This window comes from Nonomuraea sp. NPDC002799, assembly GCF_053592075.1.
In genome coordinates, this window is sequence record NZ_JBSFVA010000002.1 from 160,550 (window position 1) to 182,306 (window position 21,757).

At 72.3% G+C, this 21,757-nt stretch carries 20 protein-coding genes; 6 read left to right on the plus strand and 14 right to left on the minus strand.

The genetic code is table 11. From position 1 onward, the window contains the following. Nucleotides 1-15: 15 nt before the first annotated feature. The 4 genes from ACWD0F_RS04680 to ACWD0F_RS04695 all read right to left on the minus strand — a co-directional run bounded on the left by ACWD0F_RS04680 (nucleotide 16) and on the right by ACWD0F_RS04695 (nucleotide 3,736). A complete protein-coding gene (locus tag ACWD0F_RS04680; RefSeq protein ID WP_449872539.1) occupies nucleotides 16-1,437 on the minus strand; it encodes a pyridoxal phosphate-dependent decarboxylase family protein in 1,422 nt (473 codons plus the stop codon). After that, a complete protein-coding gene (locus ACWD0F_RS04685) occupies nucleotides 1,434-2,783 on the minus strand; it encodes an MFS transporter (protein ID WP_449872540.1) in 1,350 nt (449 codons plus the stop codon). Before ACWD0F_RS04685 ends, ACWD0F_RS04680 begins: the two co-directional genes overlap by 4 nt. Beyond that, nucleotides 2,780-3,409 carry a TetR/AcrR family transcriptional regulator gene (locus ACWD0F_RS04690; protein ID WP_449872541.1) on the minus strand — a complete coding sequence of 210 codons (630 nt, stop codon included), beginning with the start codon at nucleotides 3,407-3,409 and terminating at the stop codon, nucleotides 2,780-2,782. Before ACWD0F_RS04690 ends, ACWD0F_RS04685 begins: the two co-directional genes overlap by 4 nt. Before the next feature lie 141 nt (nucleotides 3,410-3,550). Then, complete coding sequence (locus ACWD0F_RS04695; RefSeq protein WP_449872542.1) at nucleotides 3,551-3,736, minus strand: hypothetical protein; 186 nt, start codon at nucleotides 3,734-3,736, stop codon at nucleotides 3,551-3,553. A gap of 266 nt (nucleotides 3,737-4,002) precedes the next feature. Here ACWD0F_RS04695 and ACWD0F_RS04700 point away from each other — a divergent pair, with 266 nt between their 5' ends. Then, the gene (locus ACWD0F_RS04700; protein ID WP_449872543.1) at nucleotides 4,003-4,425 is read left to right on the plus strand and encodes a TetR-like C-terminal domain-containing protein; all 423 of its coding nucleotides are present in this window, start codon (nucleotides 4,003-4,005) and stop codon (nucleotides 4,423-4,425) included. Between the two features lie 18 nt (nucleotides 4,426-4,443). Here ACWD0F_RS04700 and ACWD0F_RS04705 read toward each other — a convergent pair whose 3' ends face one another. The 3 genes from ACWD0F_RS04705 to ACWD0F_RS04715 form a co-directional block, all read right to left on the minus strand. Beyond that, a complete protein-coding gene (locus ACWD0F_RS04705; protein WP_449872544.1) occupies nucleotides 4,444-4,869 on the minus strand; it encodes a hypothetical protein in 426 nt (141 codons plus the stop codon). A 31-nt stretch (nucleotides 4,870-4,900) separates the two neighbouring features. Then, the gene (locus ACWD0F_RS04710) at nucleotides 4,901-5,233 is read right to left on the minus strand and encodes a PadR family transcriptional regulator (protein ID WP_449872545.1); all 333 of its coding nucleotides are present in this window, start codon (nucleotides 5,231-5,233) and stop codon (nucleotides 4,901-4,903) included. Nucleotides 5,234-5,306: 73 nt separating this feature from the next. Next, complete coding sequence (locus ACWD0F_RS04715; RefSeq protein WP_449872546.1) at nucleotides 5,307-7,820, minus strand: glycoside hydrolase family 9 protein; 2,514 nt, start codon at nucleotides 7,818-7,820, stop codon at nucleotides 5,307-5,309. A 116-nt stretch (nucleotides 7,821-7,936) separates the two neighbouring features. On the opposite strand from ACWD0F_RS04715, the gene ACWD0F_RS04720 reads away from it, so the two are divergent. After that, on the plus strand, nucleotides 7,937-9,193 hold the full coding sequence (locus ACWD0F_RS04720; RefSeq protein WP_449872547.1) for a PucR family transcriptional regulator: 1,257 nt from the start codon (nucleotides 7,937-7,939) through the stop codon (nucleotides 9,191-9,193). Nucleotides 9,194-9,215: 22 nt separating this feature from the next. On the opposite strand, the gene ACWD0F_RS04725 is transcribed toward ACWD0F_RS04720, so the two are convergent. The 3 genes from ACWD0F_RS04725 to ACWD0F_RS04735 all read right to left on the minus strand — a co-directional run bounded on the left by ACWD0F_RS04725 (nucleotide 9,216) and on the right by ACWD0F_RS04735 (nucleotide 11,964). After that, a complete protein-coding gene (locus tag ACWD0F_RS04725) occupies nucleotides 9,216-10,082 on the minus strand; it encodes an SGNH/GDSL hydrolase family protein (RefSeq protein ID WP_449872548.1) in 867 nt (288 codons plus the stop codon). Between the two features lie 46 nt (nucleotides 10,083-10,128). Next, nucleotides 10,129-11,250, minus strand: coding sequence for an alkaline phosphatase PhoX (locus ACWD0F_RS04730; RefSeq protein ID WP_449872549.1), 1,122 nt, complete (start codon nucleotides 11,248-11,250; stop codon nucleotides 10,129-10,131). 117 nt (nucleotides 11,251-11,367) lie between these two features. Continuing rightward, nucleotides 11,368-11,964, minus strand: a complete 597-nt coding sequence (locus ACWD0F_RS04735; RefSeq protein WP_449872550.1) for a GNAT family N-acetyltransferase — start codon at nucleotides 11,962-11,964, stop codon at nucleotides 11,368-11,370. A gap of 183 nt (nucleotides 11,965-12,147) precedes the next feature. Here ACWD0F_RS04735 and ACWD0F_RS04740 point away from each other — a divergent pair, with 183 nt between their 5' ends. Next, nucleotides 12,148-12,945 (plus strand): N-acetylmuramoyl-L-alanine amidase, encoded by a 798-nt coding sequence (locus tag ACWD0F_RS04740; RefSeq protein WP_449872551.1) that lies wholly within the window; start codon nucleotides 12,148-12,150, stop codon nucleotides 12,943-12,945. On the opposite strand, the gene ACWD0F_RS04745 is transcribed toward ACWD0F_RS04740, so the two are convergent. Beyond that, nucleotides 12,926-13,567 (minus strand): TetR/AcrR family transcriptional regulator, encoded by a 642-nt coding sequence (locus ACWD0F_RS04745; RefSeq protein WP_449872552.1) that lies wholly within the window; start codon nucleotides 13,565-13,567, stop codon nucleotides 12,926-12,928. The two genes, ACWD0F_RS04740 and ACWD0F_RS04745, sit on opposite strands and share 20 nt — an antisense overlap. A 100-nt stretch (nucleotides 13,568-13,667) precedes the next feature. Between ACWD0F_RS04745 and ACWD0F_RS04750 the strand changes: the two genes are divergently transcribed. Then, nucleotides 13,668-14,768, plus strand: a complete 1,101-nt coding sequence (locus ACWD0F_RS04750; protein WP_449872553.1) for a serine hydrolase domain-containing protein — start codon at nucleotides 13,668-13,670, stop codon at nucleotides 14,766-14,768. A gap of 40 nt (nucleotides 14,769-14,808) precedes the next feature. On the opposite strand, the gene ACWD0F_RS04755 is transcribed toward ACWD0F_RS04750, so the two are convergent. Next, nucleotides 14,809-14,994 (minus strand): hypothetical protein, encoded by a 186-nt coding sequence (locus ACWD0F_RS04755; protein ID WP_449872554.1) that lies wholly within the window; start codon nucleotides 14,992-14,994, stop codon nucleotides 14,809-14,811. A gap of 253 nt (nucleotides 14,995-15,247) precedes the next feature. On the opposite strand from ACWD0F_RS04755, the gene ACWD0F_RS04760 reads away from it, so the two are divergent. Together ACWD0F_RS04760 and ACWD0F_RS04765 are read left to right on the plus strand one after the other, a co-directional pair. Continuing rightward, on the plus strand, nucleotides 15,248-16,066 hold the full coding sequence (locus ACWD0F_RS04760) for a hypothetical protein (RefSeq protein ID WP_449872555.1): 819 nt from the start codon (nucleotides 15,248-15,250) through the stop codon (nucleotides 16,064-16,066). 141 nt (nucleotides 16,067-16,207) lie between these two features. Then, on the plus strand, nucleotides 16,208-16,990 hold the full coding sequence (locus ACWD0F_RS04765; RefSeq protein ID WP_449872936.1) for an SAM-dependent methyltransferase: 783 nt from the start codon (nucleotides 16,208-16,210) through the stop codon (nucleotides 16,988-16,990). Here the strand turns inward: ACWD0F_RS04765 and ACWD0F_RS04770 are convergent. Then, nucleotides 16,987-18,129, minus strand: a complete 1,143-nt coding sequence (locus ACWD0F_RS04770) for an FAD-dependent monooxygenase (RefSeq protein ID WP_449872556.1) — start codon at nucleotides 18,127-18,129, stop codon at nucleotides 16,987-16,989. The two genes, ACWD0F_RS04765 and ACWD0F_RS04770, sit on opposite strands and share 4 nt — an antisense overlap. Nucleotides 18,130-18,196: 67 nt before the next feature. After that, nucleotides 18,197-21,520, minus strand: coding sequence for a BTAD domain-containing putative transcriptional regulator (locus ACWD0F_RS04775; protein WP_449872557.1), 3,324 nt, complete (start codon nucleotides 21,518-21,520; stop codon nucleotides 18,197-18,199). Nucleotides 21,521-21,757: the final 237 nt, after the last annotated feature.

Here is a 21,757-nt window from a genome sequence, read left to right on the forward strand (position 1 = left end):
GAGTGCGCCCACCTCCTACGAGCCGTAGATGACCGACAGGAAGCGGATCAGGACCGCCTCCCTGGCCGGTGCCGGGAGGGCGTCCAGGACCGTGTTGACCACTGCCATCTCCGGTTGTCCCGCCCCCGGCCGCAGGTCCACGCCCACCGAGGCGGCCAGTTCCGCGAACTGCGCGTCGTCGAGCACATCCAGGTCCAGGCCCGCGACCAGCTCCACCAGCCCGTCCGGCAGGGTGACCGGGCCACGCGCGGCGGCGGACTCGGCCGATTCGGCGATGACCTTGAGCATGGCCTCCACCCCGTTCAGCGTCACGCCGGTGACCGTGATGTGCAGGTTGGCCGGGATGCCGGCGTACGAGAGTTGCGGCTGCAGGAACCAGCCGCGCGCCCTGGCCTCGTCCGCCAGCACGAACACGTCGATCCCGTCCCCGGCGAAGGCCACCAGCGACGACTCCGGCGCCCCGAGCACCCGCAGCCCGGGGATCGCGGCGATGCCCGCGCGCAGCCGGGCGGTGGCCTCCAGGGTGGCGCGGCCCAGGTCGACGTAGCCCTGGCGGCCGAGTACCTGGAGGGTGGCCCAGGCGCCGCCGAGCGGCCCGGCCGACCGGGAGCTCTGCACGGTCGCGTTGATGATCGTGTAGCCGGGCCAGGCCGCCGAGGCGAAATATGCCTTACGGCGCATGGCGGGGTCGGCGAAGAGCACGACCGAGGCGCCCTTGGGGGCGTACCCGAACTTGTGCAGGTCGCAGGAGATCGACGTGACACCGGGCACGGACAGGTCGAACGGCGGGATGTCCGCGCCGGCCTCGCGCAACCAGGGCAGCAGCCAGCCGCCCACGCACGCGTCCACGTGGCACGGCACGCCCGCCCCGGCCGCGACGGCGGCGATCTCCTCGATCGGGTCGATCACGCCCTGCGGGTAGGACGGCGCCGAGGCGACGACCAGGATGGTGCTCTCGTCGATCGCTGCCGCCAGGTCCGCCGCCCGCACCTTGTACGTCTCCAGGTCCACCGGCACGGCCACGACCTCGACGCCCAGGTAGTGGGCGGCCTTGTGGAAGGCGGGATGGGCGGTGACCGGCAGCACCAGGTTCGGTCTGGCGCGGGGGGAGGCGTCGCGGGCGGCCTTCACCGCCAGCGTGATCGACTCGGTGCCGCCGCTGGTGAAGATGCCGTGGCCGCCGCCGAGCTGGTCCGCGACCGCGCCCACGACCTGCCGCTCCATCTCGACCACGCTGGGGAACGCGGTCGGGTCGAGGCAGTTGACCTCCAGCATCTCGAAGTACGCCCGCGCGGCGGCGTCGTTGACCTCGGCCCGCCCGGTGTCGTACACGTAGGCGGTCACCTGTCCGCCGCGCACGGGCAGGTCGTGCTCCTTGAGCCGGGCCACTTCGGCCAGCAGGTCGCCGGTGGTCCGGCCGGTCAGGGGGAGGTTCACGCGGGTTCCTTCTGAGCGAGTCGGCCGTACCAGAGGATGAACGGCAGGCTGATGAGCATGAGCAGCGCGGGCAGGGCGGTGAAGCCGAGCAGCAGCGCGGTGCGGGCACCGGACGGCTGGGCGACGGGCGACTCGACCGGCGCGGAGACGAACCCCGACACCGCCAGCACCAGCGCGAACAACCCCGGCCCGAGCGCCAGTCCGGCGGTCTCGCCGGCCGTCCACAACCCGGTGAACGCACCCGCCTGCGCGTGCCCCGTACGGGCGGTGTCGGCGTGCACGGTGTCGGGCAGCAGCGACAGCGGCAACAACTGCAACGCCGCGTAGCAGACCCCGGCCAGCGCGGTCAGCGCCAGCGTGGCGGCCAGGCCGCCCGTCGCGATGGCGGGCACCAGCGCGACCGCGACCACGCAGAAGCCGATCGACGCGGCCAGGTAGCAGCGCACGGGCCCGTGCCGGCGGGCCAGCCAGGCCCACCCGGGCACGGCGAGCATGCTCGGCCCGACGAGACAGACGAACATCACCGAGGTCAGCCCGTAGTCACCCAGGCGGTACGAGGCCACGTACGGCGCCCCGGCGAGCATCACCGCCACCGCGAGCGCCTGCGTCACGAACGCCGCCAGCAGCGCGAAGAACGGCACGTTCCCCCTGGCCAGGCGGAACGCGGCCACCGGCCCGAGCGGGGCGGGACCGGGCGCGGACGGCACCCAGCGGGTGGCCAGCGTCGCGGCGACCAGCGCGGCCGCCATCACCGCGCCGATCACGACGCCCATGACGGCGTAGCCGGGCCGTCCGCCGCCGGCCAGATCGACCACGACGGGGGCCAGGCCGCCCGCGACGAGGATGCCGACGGTCAGGCAGACCACCCGCCACGACATGATCCTGGTCCGCTCGCCCCGGCTCGCCGACATCTCGGCGGGCAGCGCCACGTACGGCACCTGGAAACACGCGAACGCGCTGGCCGCCAGCAGGAACGCGGCCCCGGCCCAGACGGCGCCGGGCACGTCGCCCGGCACGGCGAACATCAGCGCGAACGCCACCGGCAACGCGACCGCCCCGATCGTCAGCAGCTTCGTCCTGCGGCCCGTGCGCACCGCCTCGCGGTCGCTGGCGGCGCCGACGAGCGGGTTGAGCAGCACGGCCCAGATCTTGGGGGCGACGAGCACGGCCCCGGCGACGGCGGCGGGCACGCCGAGCATGTCGGTCAGGTAGTAGAGGAGGAGCAGGCCGGGCACGGCCGAGAACACGCCGGTGCCGATCGAGCCGACACCGTAGCCCAGCAACCGGCCGCGCCCGAGCGGCGACCCGGCGCCAAGCTGGGTGGCGTCCGGCTGGGTGGCGGTCATCGGGGGTCGCCGGGGAGGCCGAGCGTGCGGTGCAGGCTCCGGTGCAGGTGCGTGCGGAAGCGGCGCAGCGCGGCCCGGTCGCCGGCCCCCCTGCGGCGGCCCTCCGCGTCGAGCACCCCGCCCTTGGCGAACCCGTGCACCGACCAGATGACCGTCCACATGGCGTATTCGAGGTCCACGTCCCCGTCGATCAGCCCCGCCTCGACGGCGGGCCGCAGCGCGCCGGTCACCGAGGTGACCAGCGGCTGGACGTACTGCCGCTCCAGCTCGGTGATGTCACTGGCGTCGGAGAGCCAGCGGTGCATCCACAGGGCCGGCACTTCGGGGTTGTCCACGCAGAAGTCGAGATAGTCGTCGATCAGCCGGTGGATGGCGGTCACGGGGTCATCGCCGGGCAGCCGGTCGAGTGCCCGGTCGAGGGCGGCCTTCTCGGCCTGGTGCGCGTGCTCCATGACGGCGAGGTAGAGCTCGCGCTTGCCGCCCACGTGGTAGCTGACGGTGGCGATGTTGAGCCCGGCCGCCTCGGCGATCTGGCGGGTGGAGGTGCCGTCATAGCCGAGCGCGGCGAAGAGCTGTGTCGCCACCTTGAGGATCAGAGCGGCCTGTCCGCCCTCCGCAGGGGTCATGTGACCGAAGGTAGTTCGACCGCCCCCTCCCGGTCAATCGCTTGATGGAGTCTCTTCGGTCCCGCGAAAGAATGATCTGGGAACACGGACGGCCGCCGTCAGCTGATCAGCGCGCCAGGAGGGCGGGCGGCCCAACCCGGGTCACACCCGGGCGGCGCCGAGTTCGGCGAGCAGAGCGTCGAGCACGTGCATGGCGCGCCATGCCTTGGTCATACCGAACTGCGCGGAGAACCGTACGACGCCACGGGCCTCCTCCGGTGTGGCGCCGGCGCCGAGGGCGCGCGTCAGGTGGGCGCGGAAGCTCTCCTGCAAGGTCTGGAAGAGCACCGACGGTCATCGTGATGAACGCGCGCTCACGAACCGACAACAGCCGCATGTCGGCGCGCATCCGCGACTGCAGGTCCATGTAGCTCCCGAACGGCGCATCGAGGGCGGCCACGGCCTGCCGCATCGGCTTGGGGATCGGGCTGCCCGTGCCGTTGGCGTTCACCTCGTGGCCCTGGCCGGTGGGGGCGGGCAGGGCGTGCTCCCGTTCCAGATCGGTCAGGCGGGCGAGCGCCGCCAGAGCGGCGGGGTAGCCGCTGTCGTAGGCGATGAAGCGGAGCAGTTCGCGCAGTGGGTTCCACCGCGAGCTCCTGGAGGCCGTCGATCAGGCCGAGACCGGTGCCGCCGATCCGGCGGGGAAGCTGCGTGCCCGCGTCCTGCTGCTGGGCAGGTGGGTTCAACGGCACCCCGGCCTGTACAAGGTGCTGCATGAGAGCACGCTCAACCAGCGGGTGGCCATGTCGTTCAAGCAGGAGCTGGCCGAGCGCACCACCGCCGCCGTGCAGCGGTGCATCGACGCCGGGCTCGCCCCGGCCGACGACGCCGCAGTGGTCTCACTGGACCTGAGGGCGGCGGTTCACGGGGCCGTGTCGATGCGGGTCAATCAGCCCGACCTGCCATGGCCGCCGCTGGAGGAGCAGGTCGATCGTTTCCTGGCCAAGCTCGTCGGCCTCACGTTCGCCGAACCCTGATCATTCTGTCAGGAGTCGTCAGTCCGGTGCCCAGTACTTCTCCATGATCTTGTCCAGGTGCCGCACCACCGGCTGCCAGCTTCCGGGCAGCGTGTAGCGGCTGGCGCGCCGCCGGTCGTAGGCCAGCGTGTACTTGATGAAGTCGGCCCCCTGCGGCTGGGCCTCCGAGCGGCCGATCCGCAACTTCTTCAGGTACGTCCGCAGCGTCCGCCGCTCCTTGCCGGTCAGGCACTTGTCGATCGTCGGCCCGGTGCGCCGGCTGAGCCGGACGCAGCCGTTGCCGTAGACGATCACGCGGTCGTTCAGCCCGGCGAACCCGCCCTCCTTGCGGAAGTCGACCAGCGTCTTCTTCTGCTGCGCGGTCGAGGCTTGGACGGGCGGCATGGACGCGGTGGTCAGGGCCAGCAGGAGCAGCGGCAGGAGCACGATTCGCCAGATCCTCATGCTCCTTGGACGTATCAGCGCGCCGAACGGCTCATTCCGTCTTCGGGCCGGGCGGTCGCAACACCAGGGCGGCCGCCGCCCGCATCCGCCTGGCCTCGGCCTCCACCAGCGCCTGCCCCTCGTCGGTGATCCGGAAGTAGCGCCGGTCGCGGCCGTTGACCGTCTCCTCGCGGTCCACGGCGATAAGGCCGCGCTCGTTCAGGCGCTCCAGGATGCCGTAAAGGGTGCCGACCGAGGGCTGGACCCGGCCCTCGGACAGCTCTTTGATCGACTTGCTGATCCCGTGGCCGTGCAGCGGGCCCGCGCGCAGCGCGGTGAGCACGAAGTACATCGGCTCGCTGACTTCTGAGGTACCCCTGGGCATGCGCCGAGATTATTCCGTTGAACGGAGCGTCCGCAACGCCCGGCGGCCCCGATGAGGCCGCCGGGCGAGGTGGTCACGCGCAGCGGTCGCCGTTCAGGTGGAAGACCTCGGGGGCCTGGTTGGGGCCGGAGGCGTTCAGGGCGGTGAAGCCGAAGCTCACCGACCTGCCCGGCCTGATCTTGCCGGTGCCCTTCGCCGTCACGACCGGGCCCGACTGGGACAACGTCGCGCCCCAGCCGTCCCGGATCTTCTGCCCGCCCGGGAACGACCAGCGCAGGCTCCAGTCGTCCACCGTGGCCTTGCCGGTGTTCTCGATCACGACGTGACCGGCGAACCCGTGCGAGCCGTGCGCCGAGTAGCGCACCCGGCAGCCGGAGCGCCCGCTCTTGTCGGCCAGGAACGCCGAGACCCAGGCCAGCGGGGAGTTCCAGTTGATGGTCAGCTCGTTGGTCGCCCACGACTCGATGTCGTCGATGTAGCAGAACTGCGGCTTGCAGCCCTGGAGCAGCCGCTGGGCGAGCGGGTCCTGGATGCTGGAGTTCGGGCCGCCCGACAGGGTGCCGCGCGGCGGGTTGGGCAGGGCGGGGTCGAGCTGGTGGGAGTACCAGCGGCTGTGCTGGTTCTTCGAGGCCACCTCGCCGTAGCCCGTGACGTAGGACTGGTTGAGCGCGTTGCGGCCGAGGAGGTAGTCCATGCCCTCGCGGACGGCCGCGCGATACTTCTCCTGGCCGGTCAGGTCGTACGCCGTCGCCATGACGACCATGTTGTTCAGCACCAGGTTGTTGGAGCCCCAGTCGAAGTCCGGCGGGTTGTACGGCAGCCCGTACGGATGCGCCCGCTGGATCGCCAGATACTTCTCGGCCCCTTCGACCACCGACTGCCGCACCCGGGCCCGGCCGGGCAGCGCGTTGGGCACGGTCGCCAGGTCGAGCCGCCCGAGCTGGGCGGTGTTGCCCCAGTCGAAGCCGCGATCACGCCAGACGTCGCCGGTGTGGTGCGGCGAGGCCAGCACGAAGTCCTCGAACTCCTTCTCGCCCGTCGTGATGAACAGCTCGGCCGCCGCCCAGTAGAACTCGTCCGTCACGTCGGCGTCGTTGTAGGCGCCGCCGCCCACGCCGTCGGCCGGGTCGGCGTACCTGCCGGGCTCGGCCTTGGCCGCCGCCCACGCCTTGCGGGCCGCCTTGAGGTTCCTGGCGGCGAACTCCGCGTCGTACGGAGCGAACAGCCGGGCCGCCTGCGCCGCCGTCGCGGCCAGGTTCAGCGTGGCCGCCGTGGAGGGCGGGTGCAGCTCGCGGAGTTGCGGGTCCAGGTGCGGCAGCAGCGGCAGCCCGGTCCAGTTCTGGTCGTGGATCTTGTGGTGCGCCATGCCCGCGAGCGGCTTGCCGTCCGGCACCTGCATGCTGAGCAGGAACTCCTGCTCCCAGCGGGCCTCGTCCAGGATGTCCGGCCGGCCGTTGCCGCTCTCCGGGATGGCGAGCTGGCCGTCCGTGAAGGCCGCCTTGTCCCGTTCGTACGTGGCCATGAGCTGGTAGACCGAGATGCCGCCGTTGACGACGTACTTGCCGTGGTCGCCGGCGTCGTACCAGCCGCCCTTGACGTTCAGCGTGTAGTCGCAGACGCCGGGCTGGCACGGCACGCTCACGTCGCCCTGGTTCGGCGGCACGCCGACATGCCCGGCCGGCCTGGCGTAGCCGGGCCGCAGGCTGTCGAGGATCTCGATGCCGCTGCGCTGGGTGTAGTAGAACTTCAGCGCGTCGGCGGGCAGCGCGTCGTAGATGCCGGCCGCGATGTCGAACGGCCTGCTCGTCTCGCCGTCCGCCGTCAGCGTGTAGCCCTGGCCCGGCGTGCGGAAGGCGCCGAAGTCCAGGGTGTGCACGTTCTGTCCCGAGCTGGCGTCCACGCCCCGGGGCGTCGTCCTGCCGCCGGCGACCGTGCGCCCGCCGGCGTTCTTGAGCTCCCAGTTCAGGGCGGTGGTCGCGGTGGTGACCACGGTGGCCTTCTTCGGGCCCGCCGGGAGGTAGCCGACCATGTTCACGCGGACGCGCGGGCCCGTGTCCGGTTCGTAGACCTCGGGCTCGGCGCCGCCCTTGAGCGACACGTCGTCCATGCAGAACCTCCATGGCTCGGCGCTGCCGCCCAGTTGGAAGGCGACCTGGGCGTTCGGCAGCGACACGGGGGCGGTGAACGTGTAGGCGTAGTCGTTGCCGGAGACGCTCAGCTCGGGGCTGGCGGACAGATACTGCGTGTACGGGTCCACCGGGAGCTGGATCAGCGCCCTGCCGACCTTGGCCGGCGTCGCAATGGCGAAGAACCGATAGGCGTACGTCTCGCCGGCCACCAGCGGGATGTCGTTCTGGCCGATGATGGCGTCCCACGGGTTGGTGGTCCCGCCGGGGATGTCGGCGCACAGGCGCCCTGCGTCCGTGGCGATGGTGAGGTTGCCGGTGCTCCACCAGGGGGCGGTGCCGGCGTCGAAGGTGCCGTTCACGATCTGCTCGGGCCCCTCGTCGGCGGCGTGCGCCGTCGCGATGGGGGACAGGGCGACCATGGTGAGGAGGGCCAGTAAGGCGGCCCGGCATCGGGTCATGGAGGTCCTTCGGGGGGTTGGGAGCGCTCCCATGAGGAGCCTCTCGATCCTCCTTTCCCGCGTGCCCGCCCGTCAACGGGCGCGCACAGGTCGCTCGTGAAGAGGGTGAAACTTTCATGCCGGGCCGCCTTCACCAACGCGTGGTGTTCTGGGATGGTTCGAGCGTGGTCCGCGCCCTCACCCTGGCCGGGTGCCCCGTGCACACCCTGCTCGACCGCCAGGCCGCCAAGCTGGCCAGGCGGCTCGTACGCGGCTTCGCCGAGCAGATCCCGCTCTACCGCCGGCTGCCCAAGGAGGAGCTCGACGGCGAAATCACCGAGATCACCGAGCACAATCTGCGCCTGATCGCGCGGATCTTCCGCGACCGCCGCCCGCCGGGCCGGGCGGAGCTGGCGCCGCTGCGCGCGTCGGCGGCCCGCCGCGCCCAGGAGGGCGTGCCGCTGGAGGCCCTGCTCGCGGCCTACCACCTGGGGGCGCGCATGGTGGGGGAGCAGCTGTTCGCCGCCGCCGGGCCCGCCGACTTCGACGACGTGGTGGAGGCCAACCGGATCATCCTCGGCTACATGGAGGCGGTGACGGCCGCCGTGTGCACGGCGTACCTGGAGGAGCGCGAGAGCATGCTCAGCCAGGAGCAGCACACGATGCACGCCACCGTCACCGCGCTGCTCGGCGGCGACCGGGCGGCGCTGGCGGGTGTCCGGCTCGCGCCCCGCTACCTGATCCTGGCCCTGGCGGCCGGGCGGCATCCGGACGAGGAGTCCGACGAGCCCGGCGGGTCCATCGCGGGACGCCGCAAGCTGCACCGGATCAGGAGCGCGCTCCAGCGGCACGCGGCCGAGCCGGTGTTGTCGGCGCTCGACACCACCGGCGGCCTCGTGCTCGTGCCGCTCCCCGGCGAGGAGCCCGGCTGGTGCGCGGTCGGCGAGATGGCCGCCGCGGCGGAGAAGGCGGCGGGTGTGCCGGTGTGGGCGGCGGCCGAGCTCGCGGGCCTCGCCGGCGTGCCCGCCGCCGCCAAGCTGGCCGAGGAGGTGCTGGAGGTGGTCCGGATCTTCGAGCAGCCGCCGGGCGCCTACCGGCTGGCCGACGTGCTGCTCGAATACCAGCTCACCCGGTCGAGCGAGGCCACGGCGGTGCTCGCGGGGCTGCTCGACCCGCTGCTGGACAACCCCGACCTGCTCAGGACGCTCACGGCGTACCTGGAGACCGGGCTGGACCGGCGGCGGACGGCCGAGCTGCTCCACGTGCATCCGAACACCGTCGACTACCGCCTGCGCAGAGCCGCCGGCCTGACGGGACTCGATCCCATGGACCCGGCCCATCTGCAGCGGATCGGCGCGGCGCTGGCCGCCCGCCGTCTCGCGGGACCCCGCTGACGGCGGCCAGCGCCGCACCGGTTCACAGGGCCGCGCTGCCCCCGCTGACCGCGCCGATGACCACGGTGGCGAACCCCCGCATGCCGAGCGCGTTCGGGTGGAAGGGGGCGGCGGGCGCGGCCGGGACGTACGGCTCGATCCACCGCACGCCGGGCGAGGTGCACGGGTCGTGTCCGACGCTCGGCGTCTGCAGGTCGATGAAGCCGACCCCGGCGCCGGCCGCCTGCTCGGCCAGCATCTGGTTGAAGTAGATCAGCGTGGCCCGGATGTAGTTGGCGTCGGCTCTGATGATCGGGACGCGCGGGTAGCAGCCGTTCGGCCGCGCGTACGTGGCGTAGCCGACCACGAAGATCCTGGCCTGCGGGGCGCGGGCCCGGATGTCGGCGGCCAGCGTGGTCAGCTTGGGCCGCAGCGCGTCGGTCTCCCGCCGCCAGGTGTCCTGGCCGCCCTCGATGTAGTCGTCGTTGCAGGCGTCGCCGATGGGCGGGGGCAGCAGGTTCAGGCAGTCCTCGATGAAGCCGGTCAGGCCGACGTCGTTGGCCCCGATCTGCACCGTGACCAGCGTGGTGTCCTGGCTGAGCGCGTCGAGCTGGGGCGCCACGCTGCCGAGCTCGGTGCTCTGCCGCTGGTACATGTCCTCGGTCTCGGCGCCCGAGCAGGTGACGTCCTTGAACGTGCGCGCGCCGATGGCCTGGGCGGTCAGGTGGGCGTAGTTCCGGTCGGACCGCAGGCAGCCGAGGGCGGGCAGGACCTGGTTGGGCACCAGCGGCCCCGAGGCGGCCGAGTCGCCGAGCGCCACGTACGCCTCGCCCGCCGCCGCGTGCGCGGGTGGGGTGAGGGCGAGCAGCAGGGTGGCGGCGGCGAGCAGGGTGAGCGTCCGTCGGACCATGAGGACTCCTTCCGGCAGGGGTGGGGGGTGCGGAATCCGTGGCCGGTCAGCGGCGGAACGGGCCGGTCACCTCGTAGGTGATGCCTCCGGTGCCCGCGGTCTCGCCGCTGGTGCCGCGCTGGGAGGAGAAGTAGAGCCGCGTGCCGTCCGGCGAGAACGCGGGCCCGGTGATCTCCGACTTGCTCTGGCCGTCGAGCCGCATGACGGGTGCGACCACGCCGTCCGGTGTGATGATGTTGATCTCCATGTTGCCGCCGTCCTCGGCCACGTACAGGTCGCCGGACGGGCGTCCCGTGATGTTGTCGACGCCGTCGAGCGTGCCGGTGCCGTCATAGACGGCGCGGACGGTCTGGCTCGCGGTGTCGTACGCCCAGACCTTGCGGTCGCCCTTCGCGGTGAAGTAGCAGACGCCGGCGGCGTAGTGGCAGCCTTCGCCGCCGCTGAAGTGCCGCGCCGCGGACACCTGCTTCCGGGTCTGGCGCTCCAGCGTGCCCGGCGTCGGATCGGGGACGGGCCGCCATTCGACGGCGTCGCCGCCGAGGCCGCAGAGCACGTCGAGCCGGCCGGCGGACAGGTCGCCCCAGGTCGTGGGCGTGAAACGGTAGAAGCAGCCGTCGCTCTCGTCCTCGGTCAGATAGACGGCCCGGTGGTCGGGGTCGCAGGCGGCGGCCTCGTGCTTGAAGCGGCCCATGGCCGGGCGCGGCTGGGCCGCGCGCACGCCGTACGGGTCGGTCTCGTGGACCCGGCCGCGGAAGATCTCCTCGCAGGACAACCAGGTGTTCCATGGGGTGGCGCCGCCGGCGCAGTTGAGGTTCGTGCCGTTCAGTACGCGGTAGGCGCGGGTGATCGAGCCGTCGGCCGCGAACCTGATCGCCGACGCCCCGCCGATCAGCGGCACCTCGGAGTTGCTCACGTAGATCCAGCCGGCGCCGTCGGGGAAGCAGGCGCCGCCGTCGGGGGCCGGATGCCAGAGGGTGCCGCCGACGACGCGGCCGGTCCTGGCCACGATCCGGCTGGTGAAGCCGGCGGGCAACGCCATGCCGTTCGCGTCGGGGGCGAGCAGCGGCCCGTACGGGCTCACGCCCGCCGACACGGACGCCGCCGCGGCCTCGTGCCACATGGCACCCGAGAACGCGACAGCTGCGGTGATGAAGGTACGGCGGCGCATCGTGACTCCACTGGTCGCGGTTCATTCGCAGACAAACGATGAGCCATGCTCGTCATTCTGTGAACTGGACAGCGGAGTAAAGATGACCGGTCAATTCTGTGACGCCTCACAAAAGCGTCAGGGAGTCGCCGGCCGCCACATCGGCCAGTACATGGGGCCGTCCGGCAGCGCGAACGTCTCCCGTGCCTGGTAGCCGTGGCGCGCGTACAGGTCGCGGCTGCCCGTGCTACTGGCCTCCAGGTAGACGGGCGCGCCGCCCAGCCGGGCGTGATGGTGACGCAGCAGCGCCGAGCCGAGCCCCTCGCCCTGACAATCGGGGTGCACCGCCAGGAAGGCGAGGTAGTGGTGCGGCTCCGCCGGATGGTTCCGCGCGAACAGCGCGTCCAGCGCGCGGAAGCGCTCGGCCGCCGCGCCGGTGATCGCCGCTGACCGGCTGTCGTAGTCCTTGATCTCGGGCAGCGGCGGGTCCGGGAACCAGACGGCCACCGCCGGGCCGTCGTCGATGAGGTGCACCTCGCCGTGCTCGATGGCGTGGTCCACGAGGATCCGGTAGGTGCCCGCCATGATCGCGTGCCGTCCCCTGGGCTCCGGCACGAGGTAGGAGGTCACCCTCAGCTCGGCGAACGCGGTCGCGATGAGCTCCGCCACCTGCTCGGCGTCGTCGGCCGTCGCGGGCCGGACGGACGGCCTCATCGTCCAAGTGCGCTGCTGCATCGCTCAGGCTCCTCTCCCTCGTCGTCGTCGCGTCAAGCGGTGTCCGTCCACCACGTTCTCCCGATCTCCGCCACCCGGGTAGGCCCCATTTGCGGCGAGCGCCGCCGGGCCTGGAACGCGACACGAATTCCCAGGTCAGAGGGGTCTTGGGGTTGACGGCCCACGCCCGGTAGCGTCAGGTTCATGCGCGTTCACCTCATGGCACTCACCGCGATCGCCGTGCTGTCCACCGCGTGCGGCGGCGCGGCCGTGCCGGGCGTGCACGAGGCGGCGCTGCCCGCCTCGCCCTCTCCCGGCAGCGAGCCGGTCACGGCGCCGCCGCCCGCGCTGGCCGGCAAGACCGTGGTGATCGATCCGGGCCACAACGGCGGCAACGCCGCGCATCCCGAGGAGATCAACCGCCCGGTCGACATCATCACCGGGACCAAGCCCTGCAACACGACCGGCACCGAGACCGCCGCCGGATTCCCGGAGCACGCCTTCACCTGGGACGTCGCCAATCGGCTCAAGCCGATCCTGGAGCGGATGGGCGCCAAGGTGGTGCTGACCAGGCCCAACGACACAGGCGTGGGCCCCTGCGTCACCGAGCGGGCCGCCATCGGCAACGAGGCCAGGGCGGACGCCGTCGTGTCCGTGCACGCCGACGGCGCCGCGCCGAGCGGGCACGGGTTCCACGTGATCATGCCGGGGCTGCTGCGCGGGCACAACGAGGCCGTCATCAAGCCGTCGCGGCGGCTCGGGGTGCGGGTCCGCGACGCCTTCGCCAAGGGCACCGGCCTCTCCTACGCCAACTACGTCGCCAAGGCCGGCCTGCAGACCCGCACCGACCTGGGCGGGCTCAACCTGTCGCAGCGGCCGGCCATCTTCATCGAGTGCGGCAACATGCGCAATCCCGGCGACGCCGCCAAGATGACCAGCCCCGCCTTCCGCCAGCGCATGGCCGCCGCCCTGGCCAACGGGGTCAAGGGCTATCTGGCCTAGCGACCCCGTACGCGCGCAGGAACGCCGCCACGGCCGCCTGGGAGAGCCGTTCGAGGTCGGCCTCGGTGTAGTGGTCGCCGCCGCCCGAGAACATCACCTTGTTCAGCGGGATCCACAACAGCAGGCCCACGAAGTGCTGGGCGGTGAGCTGCGGATCGTCCGGGCGCAGCAGCCCGCGCTCGGCCAGGCGCTCGAAGGCGGTCGCCAGGGTGTGCAGCGAGCGCTCGAAGCCCTGCTGGTACCAGGTGCGGCCGAGCTCGGGGAAGCGATCGGCCTCGGCGATCACCAGCCGCCGCAGGCGTAGCGTGTCGGGCCGCATGAGCGCGCCGAGGAACTGGCGGGCCAGGTCGCCGAGGTCCCGCTCCAGGTCGTCGCTGTCGTCGAGCGCCGCCGTGATGAGCTTGGCCAGCCCCTCCACCTGGCTGGTGGTGTCCATGATGATGCTGGTGAAGAGCTGCTCCTTGTCGGTGAAGTGCTTGTAGACGGTCTGCTTCGAGACCGCGGCCAGCGCGGCCACCTCGTCCATGCTCGCGCCGACGTAGCCGTTGCGCAGGAAGACCGGCCGCGCCGCCTCCATGATCTGCCTGCGCTTGCGCGCCGTCCGGCCGTCCTCTTCCGCCATGACCGCCCTCTCTAGTCCGGAAAAGACAGAGTACTAGACAGTTCCGTACTAATTTGAGTACTGTACCGTCTAGTTCTAGAGGCGAAAGTAGGAGCGGTCAATGAGCGATCTTCAGAAGCAGGTGCAGGAAGCCGCGGACGGGCTCGTCGAGTCCGGTGCTGAGCAGGGCTTGCAGGTGGCCGTCTATCGCGACGGCGAGCAGATCGTGGACGTGGTCGCGGGCGTGGCCGACCCGGGGACCGGGCGGCCCGTCACCGTGGACACGCCGTTCTACAACTTCTCGATCGGCAAGGGCGCCACCGCGACCGTCGCGCACGTCCTGGCCGAGCGGGGCCTGTTCGGCTACGACACCCCCGTCGCGGAGTTGTGGCCGGAGTTCGCCCGGCACGGCAAGCAGGGCGTGACCGTGCGCCACGTGTTGTCGCACACGGCGGGGGTGCCGGGCGTGCCGCTGGACACCACGCCGGAGGACGTGTGCGACTGGGCGCGGATGGTGGCCGCGCTGGAGGACGCCGAGTTGTGGTGGGAGCCGGGCACCAAGGTGGGCTACCACGCCTACACGTTCGGGTTCCTGGTCGGCGAGATCGTCCGGCGGGCCACCGGCAAGCCGATCTCGCAGGTGCTGCTGGAGGAGGTCACGACGCCGCTGGGCGTGGCCCGCGAGCTGTACTTCGGGATGCCGGAGGAGGAGCACCACCGCCTGGCCAAGCTGGAGGACGTGCCGATGGACATGTCGGCGTTCGGGGAGATGCCGGCGGATCTGCCGATGTTCAGGGCGGGGCCGATGACGCTGATGCCGAACGCGGAGCTGGGCAGCCGCTCCGACTACCTGTCCGCCGACATCCCCGCGGGCGGCAAGACCACCGCCAGGGCCATCGCGCGGATGTACGCGGCGCTGCTCGGCGAGGTGGACGGGACGCGGCTGATCGCGGCCGGGCGGTTGCGCGAGGTGACGGAGGTGGCGTCGAGCGGTCTCGACGAGGTGTTCGGCATGCCGACGGCCTGGGGGCTCGGATACGGCATCGGCGGTCCCGGCTCCACCCATGAGGAGAGCCCGACGGTCTTCGGGGTGCCGGGGGCGGGCGGCAGCGCGGCCTGGGCCGACACGGCGACCGGCGTCGCCTTCGCGCTCACCAAGAACCGGCTGACGAACGACTTCGCGGCGGCCGAGCTGCTCGGCGGCATCGTCACGCGCGGCTGACCCCGGTCATCGGGATCGGCACGCGGCTGACCTTCGCAGGTCAGCCGTCCCGGCACAGGGGTGTGCCGCCGACCACGCAGGCGATGTCGTCCAGCTGGCAGCTCAGCAACGTCCCGTCCATGCCGAGCACGAGCACGAGATCGCGCCGGGACGAATGTGCCAGCATGACCCTGCCGACGACACCGTTGTCCAAGATCACGGTCGGGCGTGCTGCCGCATAGTCCATCCGTCGTGGCTCCTCTCAGCCACGGAACGGGCCCGCGCCCGATCCGTACACACCAGGATGCACAGGCGAGTGCCTCCAGCGCATCGGTCATGCGGCTCTATTTCCGATCCGGCTTCCGAAGGACGGCCGGAGGTAGCGCCATATCCCCATCGTGCCGTGATCTCCCATCAATATTTCCCCCGCATTCTCTTGTTTTATGACTAATCAGGCTTTGACTCCTTCGCACTTTAAAACCTCCCTACCTGTGTCGCCGGTGAGCAGGGGAAGCGTCCTTGAGGTGCTGGAGAAGGTGGGCACGGTCGTGGTGCCGGTCGCCGTCGCCGTGTACGGGCTGCTCTACATGGGTTTCGAGAGCGTCTACGACACCTTCGGCATCACTCCCGAGCAGGCCGGGCTCACGCAGGCCAGCATCTTCGCGCATCTGGTCAGCACGCTGGTGCTGCTCTTCCTGGTGCTGCTGCCGCTGCTCGGACTGGCGGTCGGCGCCGGCTGGCTGGTCGACAGGGTCACCCGGGGGGCGGCCGGGCGGGCCTACCGCTGGTCGCGGGAGACGCCGTGGCTGGCCGCCGCGGTGGCGGCGGGATTGTCCGGCATCGCGTACTGGGGGCTGCTCGGCGTCGTGGACGTCACCGGCACACCGGTGCTGATCACGGTGGTGCTCCTGGGGCTGTTCTGCCTGCTGGTGCCCTATCGGCTGCTGCGCGGGCAGCCCACCGGGCGGGCGATCTCGCGGGTGCTGACGGCCTCGCTCGTGGGGATGGGCCTGGGGTTCGTGCTCGTCGGCTGGATGACCCAGGCCGCGGAGGACGTGCACGATCACGGTTCTGGGAGCCTGGTGCTGGAGCTCACCGGATTCCAGAACCAGTGGGCGAAGGTCGCGGACGTCGACGGCAAGGCGGTCTCGCACGGCGAGCGCTGGCTGGTGCTCGGTCAGGACGGCGGGGCGTACGTGTTCTACGACTGCGCCGACGCCGAGACCGTCCGCCGCCCCATCGAGGCGACCATCCTGACCAGGATCGAGCTCGACCCCGAGGACGTGAGCGCGCGGCCCTGCGGCTGGCGCACTAAGTGAGAACGCGTTCTGTTTTGCCTGCCGGACGGGCCGAAGCCACTTCTTCAGTATGTCTGGCAGCGCGGAGTAGTATGACGTCCACGTAAACCGCGGTGAAGGGGACGGTCGCTGGTGGCCGAGCTAGAACGCGTTCCGCCTGGGGTGGATCCGAGCGTGCCGAGCTCCGCCCGGGTCTACGACTACCTGCTCGGCGGCAAGGACAACGTCGCCGTCGACCGCGCGGTGGCCGAGAAGCTGCTCGCGGTCGCCCCCGACACGCGCCTGGTGGTCAGGGCCAACCGCAAGTTTCAGATCGCCGCCGTCCGCCATCTGGCCGAGCAGGGCGTACGGCAGTTCATCGACCTCGGCACCGGCATCCCGACCTCGCCCAGCATCCACGAGGCCGCCCGCGCGGTGAGCCCCGCCTGCCGGGTGGTCTACGTCGACAACGACCCGGTGGTGCGGCTGCACGCCCAGGTGCTGCTGGCCGACGCCCCCGGGCTGGCCGGCATCCAGGCCGACCTGCGCCGCCCCGCCGAGGTGTTCGCCGATCCGCACGTGAGCGGCCTCATCGACTTCGACCAGCCGCTCTGCGTGCTGATGGTCGGCGTGCTGCACTACGTGATGGACGAGGAGGATCCGGCCGGCATCGTGGCCGCCTTCAGGAAGCGCATGGCGCCGGGCAGCCATCTGGTGTTCTCCCACGCGATGGCGGAGAGCGATCCCGAGACGATCGCCCAGCTCGCGATGGCCACGGACGGCACGCCCGCGCAGGCCAGGTTCCGGGCGCGGAAGGAGGTGCTGGAGCTGCTGGACGGGTTCGACCTGATCGGGCCTGGCCTGGTGCCCGTCCAGGACTGGCGCCTCGGCGACGACGGCCCGCCGCTGCTCGACAGCGTGCCGCGCCTGCGCATCGACGGGGGTGTCGGCCGCGTCAGAGCCTAGTAGTCCTTGAGCGTGATGTCGGTGGCGAACTTGTCGGTCACCCGCATCATCCAGGCGAGCAGGACCGGATACTTGAACGTCCAGTTGCGCCTCCTCATCTTGGCCCGGGTCGCGGGGGCGAGAAAAGGCCCGGCGTTGACGCGCTCGGCCACCTTGGCGTAGCCGCGGAGCTGCCGCTCGTACTCCGCGAAGGCCACGTGGTGATCGCCGTCCGCCACGGCCAGCTCGCTCGCCAGCACGTACGCGCCCACCGTGGCCAGCCCGGTGCCGAAGCCGCCCAGCGTGTTGCCGTACGCCGCGTCGCCCAGCAGCACCACCCGGCCCTTCGCGTAGCGGTCGATGCTGACCTTGCTGATCGAGTCGAGATAGACCTCCTCCGAGTGGCGGACGGCCTCCATGACGGCCGGGACCTGCCAGCCCATGCCCGCGTACGCCTTGGCCAGGATCTCCTTCTGCCGGCTCGGGTCATAACGGTCGTAGTCGAGGCGTTCGGAGGCGAAGACGAAGAACGCCGCCGCCTTCGGCCCGCCGACGGTGACCATCCGGCCCGGCTCGTTGTACATCCTCGACACCGGGCCGAACGACGCGGGGACGTCCGCCAGGGCGTAGTAGTGGCCCAGGTGCTGGACGTAGTCGTTCTCGGGGCCGAAGGCGAGGCGGCGGACGTTGGAGTGGATGCCGTCCGCCCCCACGACCAGGTCGAACGTGCGCGGCACGGAGCGCTCGAAGGTCACGTGCACGCCGGTCGCGGTCTCGGTGAGCGAGGTGATCGAGTCGCCGAAGACGTACTCGCAGGTGGTGGCCGTGGACTCGTACAGGATCGTGGACAGGTCGCCGCGGGCGATCTCCACGTCGCCGCCGGTGAACTCACCGGGGATGACCGCCAGGCGGCGGCCGTCCGCGTCGACGATCTCCTGGTCGGAGCCGCCGGTCTGGCGCCTGCGCACCTCGTCCAGGATGCCCATGCGGGTCAGGACGGTGCGGTGGGTCGCGCCCTTGAAGTCGACCGCCTGACCGCCCTGGCGCAGGGCCGGCGCCCGCTCGACGACGGTGACCTTGAAGCCGTGGCGGGCGAGGCAGAGGGCGAGGGCGGGGCCGCCGATACTGGCGCCGGAGATGAGGATGGTGGTGTTCCGCATGTCCGTCAGCTTCGGCGAACGCGCTGACAACGGGGCGACCACCGGCTGACAACGCCGCCGGCGACTGTCAGTGGGTGTCGTCCGCTTGCCGGGGCGGCTGCTCGGGCCGCCGGGCGGCCGGGGTGTCGCGGGTCAGGGTCGCGATGGCCTCGTCCCTGCGCATCGCCGCTCCTCCGGAGAACGCCGCCGCGAACGCCTCGGGACCGAGGACCTCGGTGGCGGCGGTGGCGATCCTGGCGACGTCGCGATCACCGGTCACGGCCATGCCGCGCAGCGCCACCCCCACCCCGAGCAGCAACGCCGCCCGCCCCGCAGCGCCCGTCCGCTCCGGCGGGGTCGCGGCGAAGAGGGCGTGGCCGGCCAGGCCCTCGACGGCGTCGGCGAGGTCCGTGACGAGCGGCGACGCCAGCGCGGTCACCAGCGCCTCGCGATGCCGGCGCGCGGCCGATTCGGTGTCGCCCCTCGCCTCGGCGAGCCGCCCGAGGGCCGTCAGCACGTGCGACCGGGTCCCACCCCCGGCGAGCCCGAAGCTCTCCGTGGCCGACAGCGCGGTGCCGAGCCGCCGCCCGGCCTCGGCGAGGTCGCCTTCGGCCAGGGCGATCTCACCCAGCGCGAGCTGGACCCCGGTCACCACCTCCGGCCGGCCCAGCCGGCGCTCCAGCTCGCCGGCCCGTTCGTAGTCGGCGTGCGCGGCCTGATCGTCGCCGGCCCGCCAGTGCGCGTCGGCCCGTCTGCACAGCACGTCCACGAGCTCGTCCAGCGCCCCCAGCTCCTCCAGCATGCGCAGCGCGTCCTCCCACAACCGCATGGCCCGCGGCCAGTCGCCGCGCCGGCCGGCGATCAGCGCGAGCCAGTCGAGGGCCTGCGCCATGCCCCACCGCTCGCCCACCGCGCCGAAGTCGGCCAGCACGAACTCCAGCTCCTCCTCCGCCTCGTTGACCGAGCCGTTGAGCAGCGTCACCAGGGCGAAGCTGAGCCGGCCGAGCGCCCTGCTCCACGGATCGGAGCCGATCACCAGTCGCCGCCGTTCGGTCAGCTCCGGCTCGGGCGGGCCCGACACCATGCCCCACAGGGCGGGCCCGAAGCGGTGGCGCATCGGCCGGTCGAGCGAGTCGACGATCGCCCGGGCCCGCGCCCAGTGCGGCGACTCGGGGCCGGGCACGGCGTGCAACACGGCCAGCACATACTCCTCGGCCAGCTCGTCGGCGGGTTCGGGGGCGTCGAGGATGCGTCCGGTCGGGTCGGGGGCGTCGGGGAGACGTCCGGTCGCGTCGGCGGCGGGCTCCGGGGCGTCGAGGAGGCGTACGGCGTGCCGGGTGGCCTGCCCGCGCCGCCCGCTCAGCCACCAGTACATGGCCAGCGCCGCCACCAGCCGCAGCGCCGTGGGCCTGTCGTGCGCCACGCTCCAGCCCAGCGCCGCCTGCAGGTTCGCGTTGTCGGCCGACAGCTTGGCCAGCCACTGGAGCTGCTCAGCACGGAAGAGGTGGTCGTCGGCGCGCCGTGCGAGGTCCAGGAACCAGGCGGCGTGGGCCCGCCGCAGCCGTTCCTCCTCGCCGGCCTCCGCCAGCCGCTCCGCGCAGAACAGCCGGATCGTGTCGAGCATCTGGTAACGCTCGCCGTCGGTCTCGACCAGCGACTTGTCCACCAGGTCGGCCAGCGGCCCGGCGGCGTCCACGCCGCAGACCCGTTCGACCGCCTCCAGCGTGGCGCCCCCGGCGAACACCGACAACCTGGCGGCCAGCGTCTGCTCCTCGGCGCCGAGCAGGCTCCAGCTCCACTCGACGACGGCGTGCAGCGTCTGGTGGCGGGCGGCGGCGGTGCGGTCGCCGCGCGAGAGCAGGCTGAACCTGCCGTGCTCGGCCAGCCGGACGGCGATCTCCTCGACGCCGAACGTCCGCACCCTGGCCGCCGCCAGCTCGATCGCCAGCGGCAGGCCGTCGAGCGCCACGCAGATGCGCAGGACCGCGTCCAGGGTGGCGGGATCGAGGGAGAAGCCGTGGCGTACGGCCGCGGCCCGGTCGGTGAAGAGCCTGATCGCCGGGTAGCCGAGCGGATCGCCGGCACCACCGGGCGGCGGGGTGGCCAGGGGAGCGAGCGGGACCAGGTGCTCGCCGGTGATGCCCAGCGGCTCCCTGCTGGTGGCCAGGATGGTCAGGCCGGGACAGGCGGCCAGCAGACGGCGGGCCAGGGCGGCGGCCTCGGCGATCACGTGCTCGCAGTTGTCGAGGAGGAGCAGGAGGCGCTGTCCGGCCAGCGCGGCCACCACGCGCTCGGCGGGGTCGGCGGCGGGTGGGCGGAGCACCGGCTCGCGCAGGCCGAGCGCCCCGAGCACGGCCCGCGCCACCTGCCCCCCACCGTCCGCCAACACCCCGCCCAAGCCACCGCCCGAACCGCCGCCCGCGCCACTGCCCAAGCCGCCGCCCGCGCCACTGCCCAAGCCGCCGTCGACCAGTGACAGGTCTACGAAGCAGGCCGGGCCCGTCTCCGTGGTGCGGCGGGCGGCGGCCTCGATGGCGAGGCGGGTCTTGCCGGTGCCGCCCGGCCCGACGATCGTGACCAGCCGGGTGCCGCTCAGCGCGTCGAGGCGGCCCAGCTCCTCCTCCCGCCCGACGAAGCTGGTGAGCTGCGCCGGCGGCCCGGCCCGCGCCGTCTCCTGCCGCTGCTCTGCCCCCCGGAGGATGCGCAGGTGCACGGCCGCCAGCTCGGGCGACGGATCCGCGCCGAGCTCGTCGGCGAGCAGCCGCCGCGTGTCCTCGAACACCGCGAGCGCCTCCGCCTGCCGCCCGGCCGCGTGCAGCGCCCGCATCAGCAGCCCGCGCGCCCGCTCGCGCAGCGGATGGGCGGCCACCAGCTCCTGCAGCGCGGGCACCGGGGCCGCCTCGGGCAGCGCCAGCTCGGCCTCCAGCAGGTCCTCCGTGGCCGCCAGCCGCAACTCTTCGAGCCGCCGCGCGGCGGGCTCGGCGAACGGCGCGTCCACGATGTCCGCCAGCGCCGGCCCGCGCCACAGGTCGAGGCCCTCCCTGAGCAGGGCGGCCGCGCCCGCGCCCTGGCCGGCCGCCAGCAGCCGCCGCCCCTCGCGGGCGAGCCGCTCGAACCGGTAGGCGTCCACGTCGTCGGGTGAGACCGCCAGCCGGTAACCGGCCCCGTGGAACTCGATCAGCTCGGCGGGCAGGCGCCGCCTGAGCCGCGAGATCTGCGCCTGGACGGCGTTGGCGGCGCCGGCGGGCGGGCGGTCGCCGTACTGGCCGTCGATGAGGCGGTCGGTGCTGACCGTCCGGCCCGCGTCGAGCAGCAGCAGCGCGAGCAGAGCACGCGGACGCGGACCCCCGACGACGACCGGCTCGCCATCGGGCGATCGCACCATGAGCGGGCCCAGAACGCCGAACTGCACGTGACCGATTGTCCACCATGCCCGCGTGAACAGGCGAAACGGAATTATCGGTATGAGCTACCGATGTACCTACGTATTTTCGCGGCGCGAGCCAACGCTTAGCCTCTGGCGGCAACAAGGCGAAACGGTCCGCTCGCTTCCTCGTCACCCTCCCTCACCCCCCCCATTTCCCTGTTGTCCGCGTGGCCCAGGCGATCCCGGGCGCGTGGTGGCCGCTGCGTGCTCACAAGCGCGGGG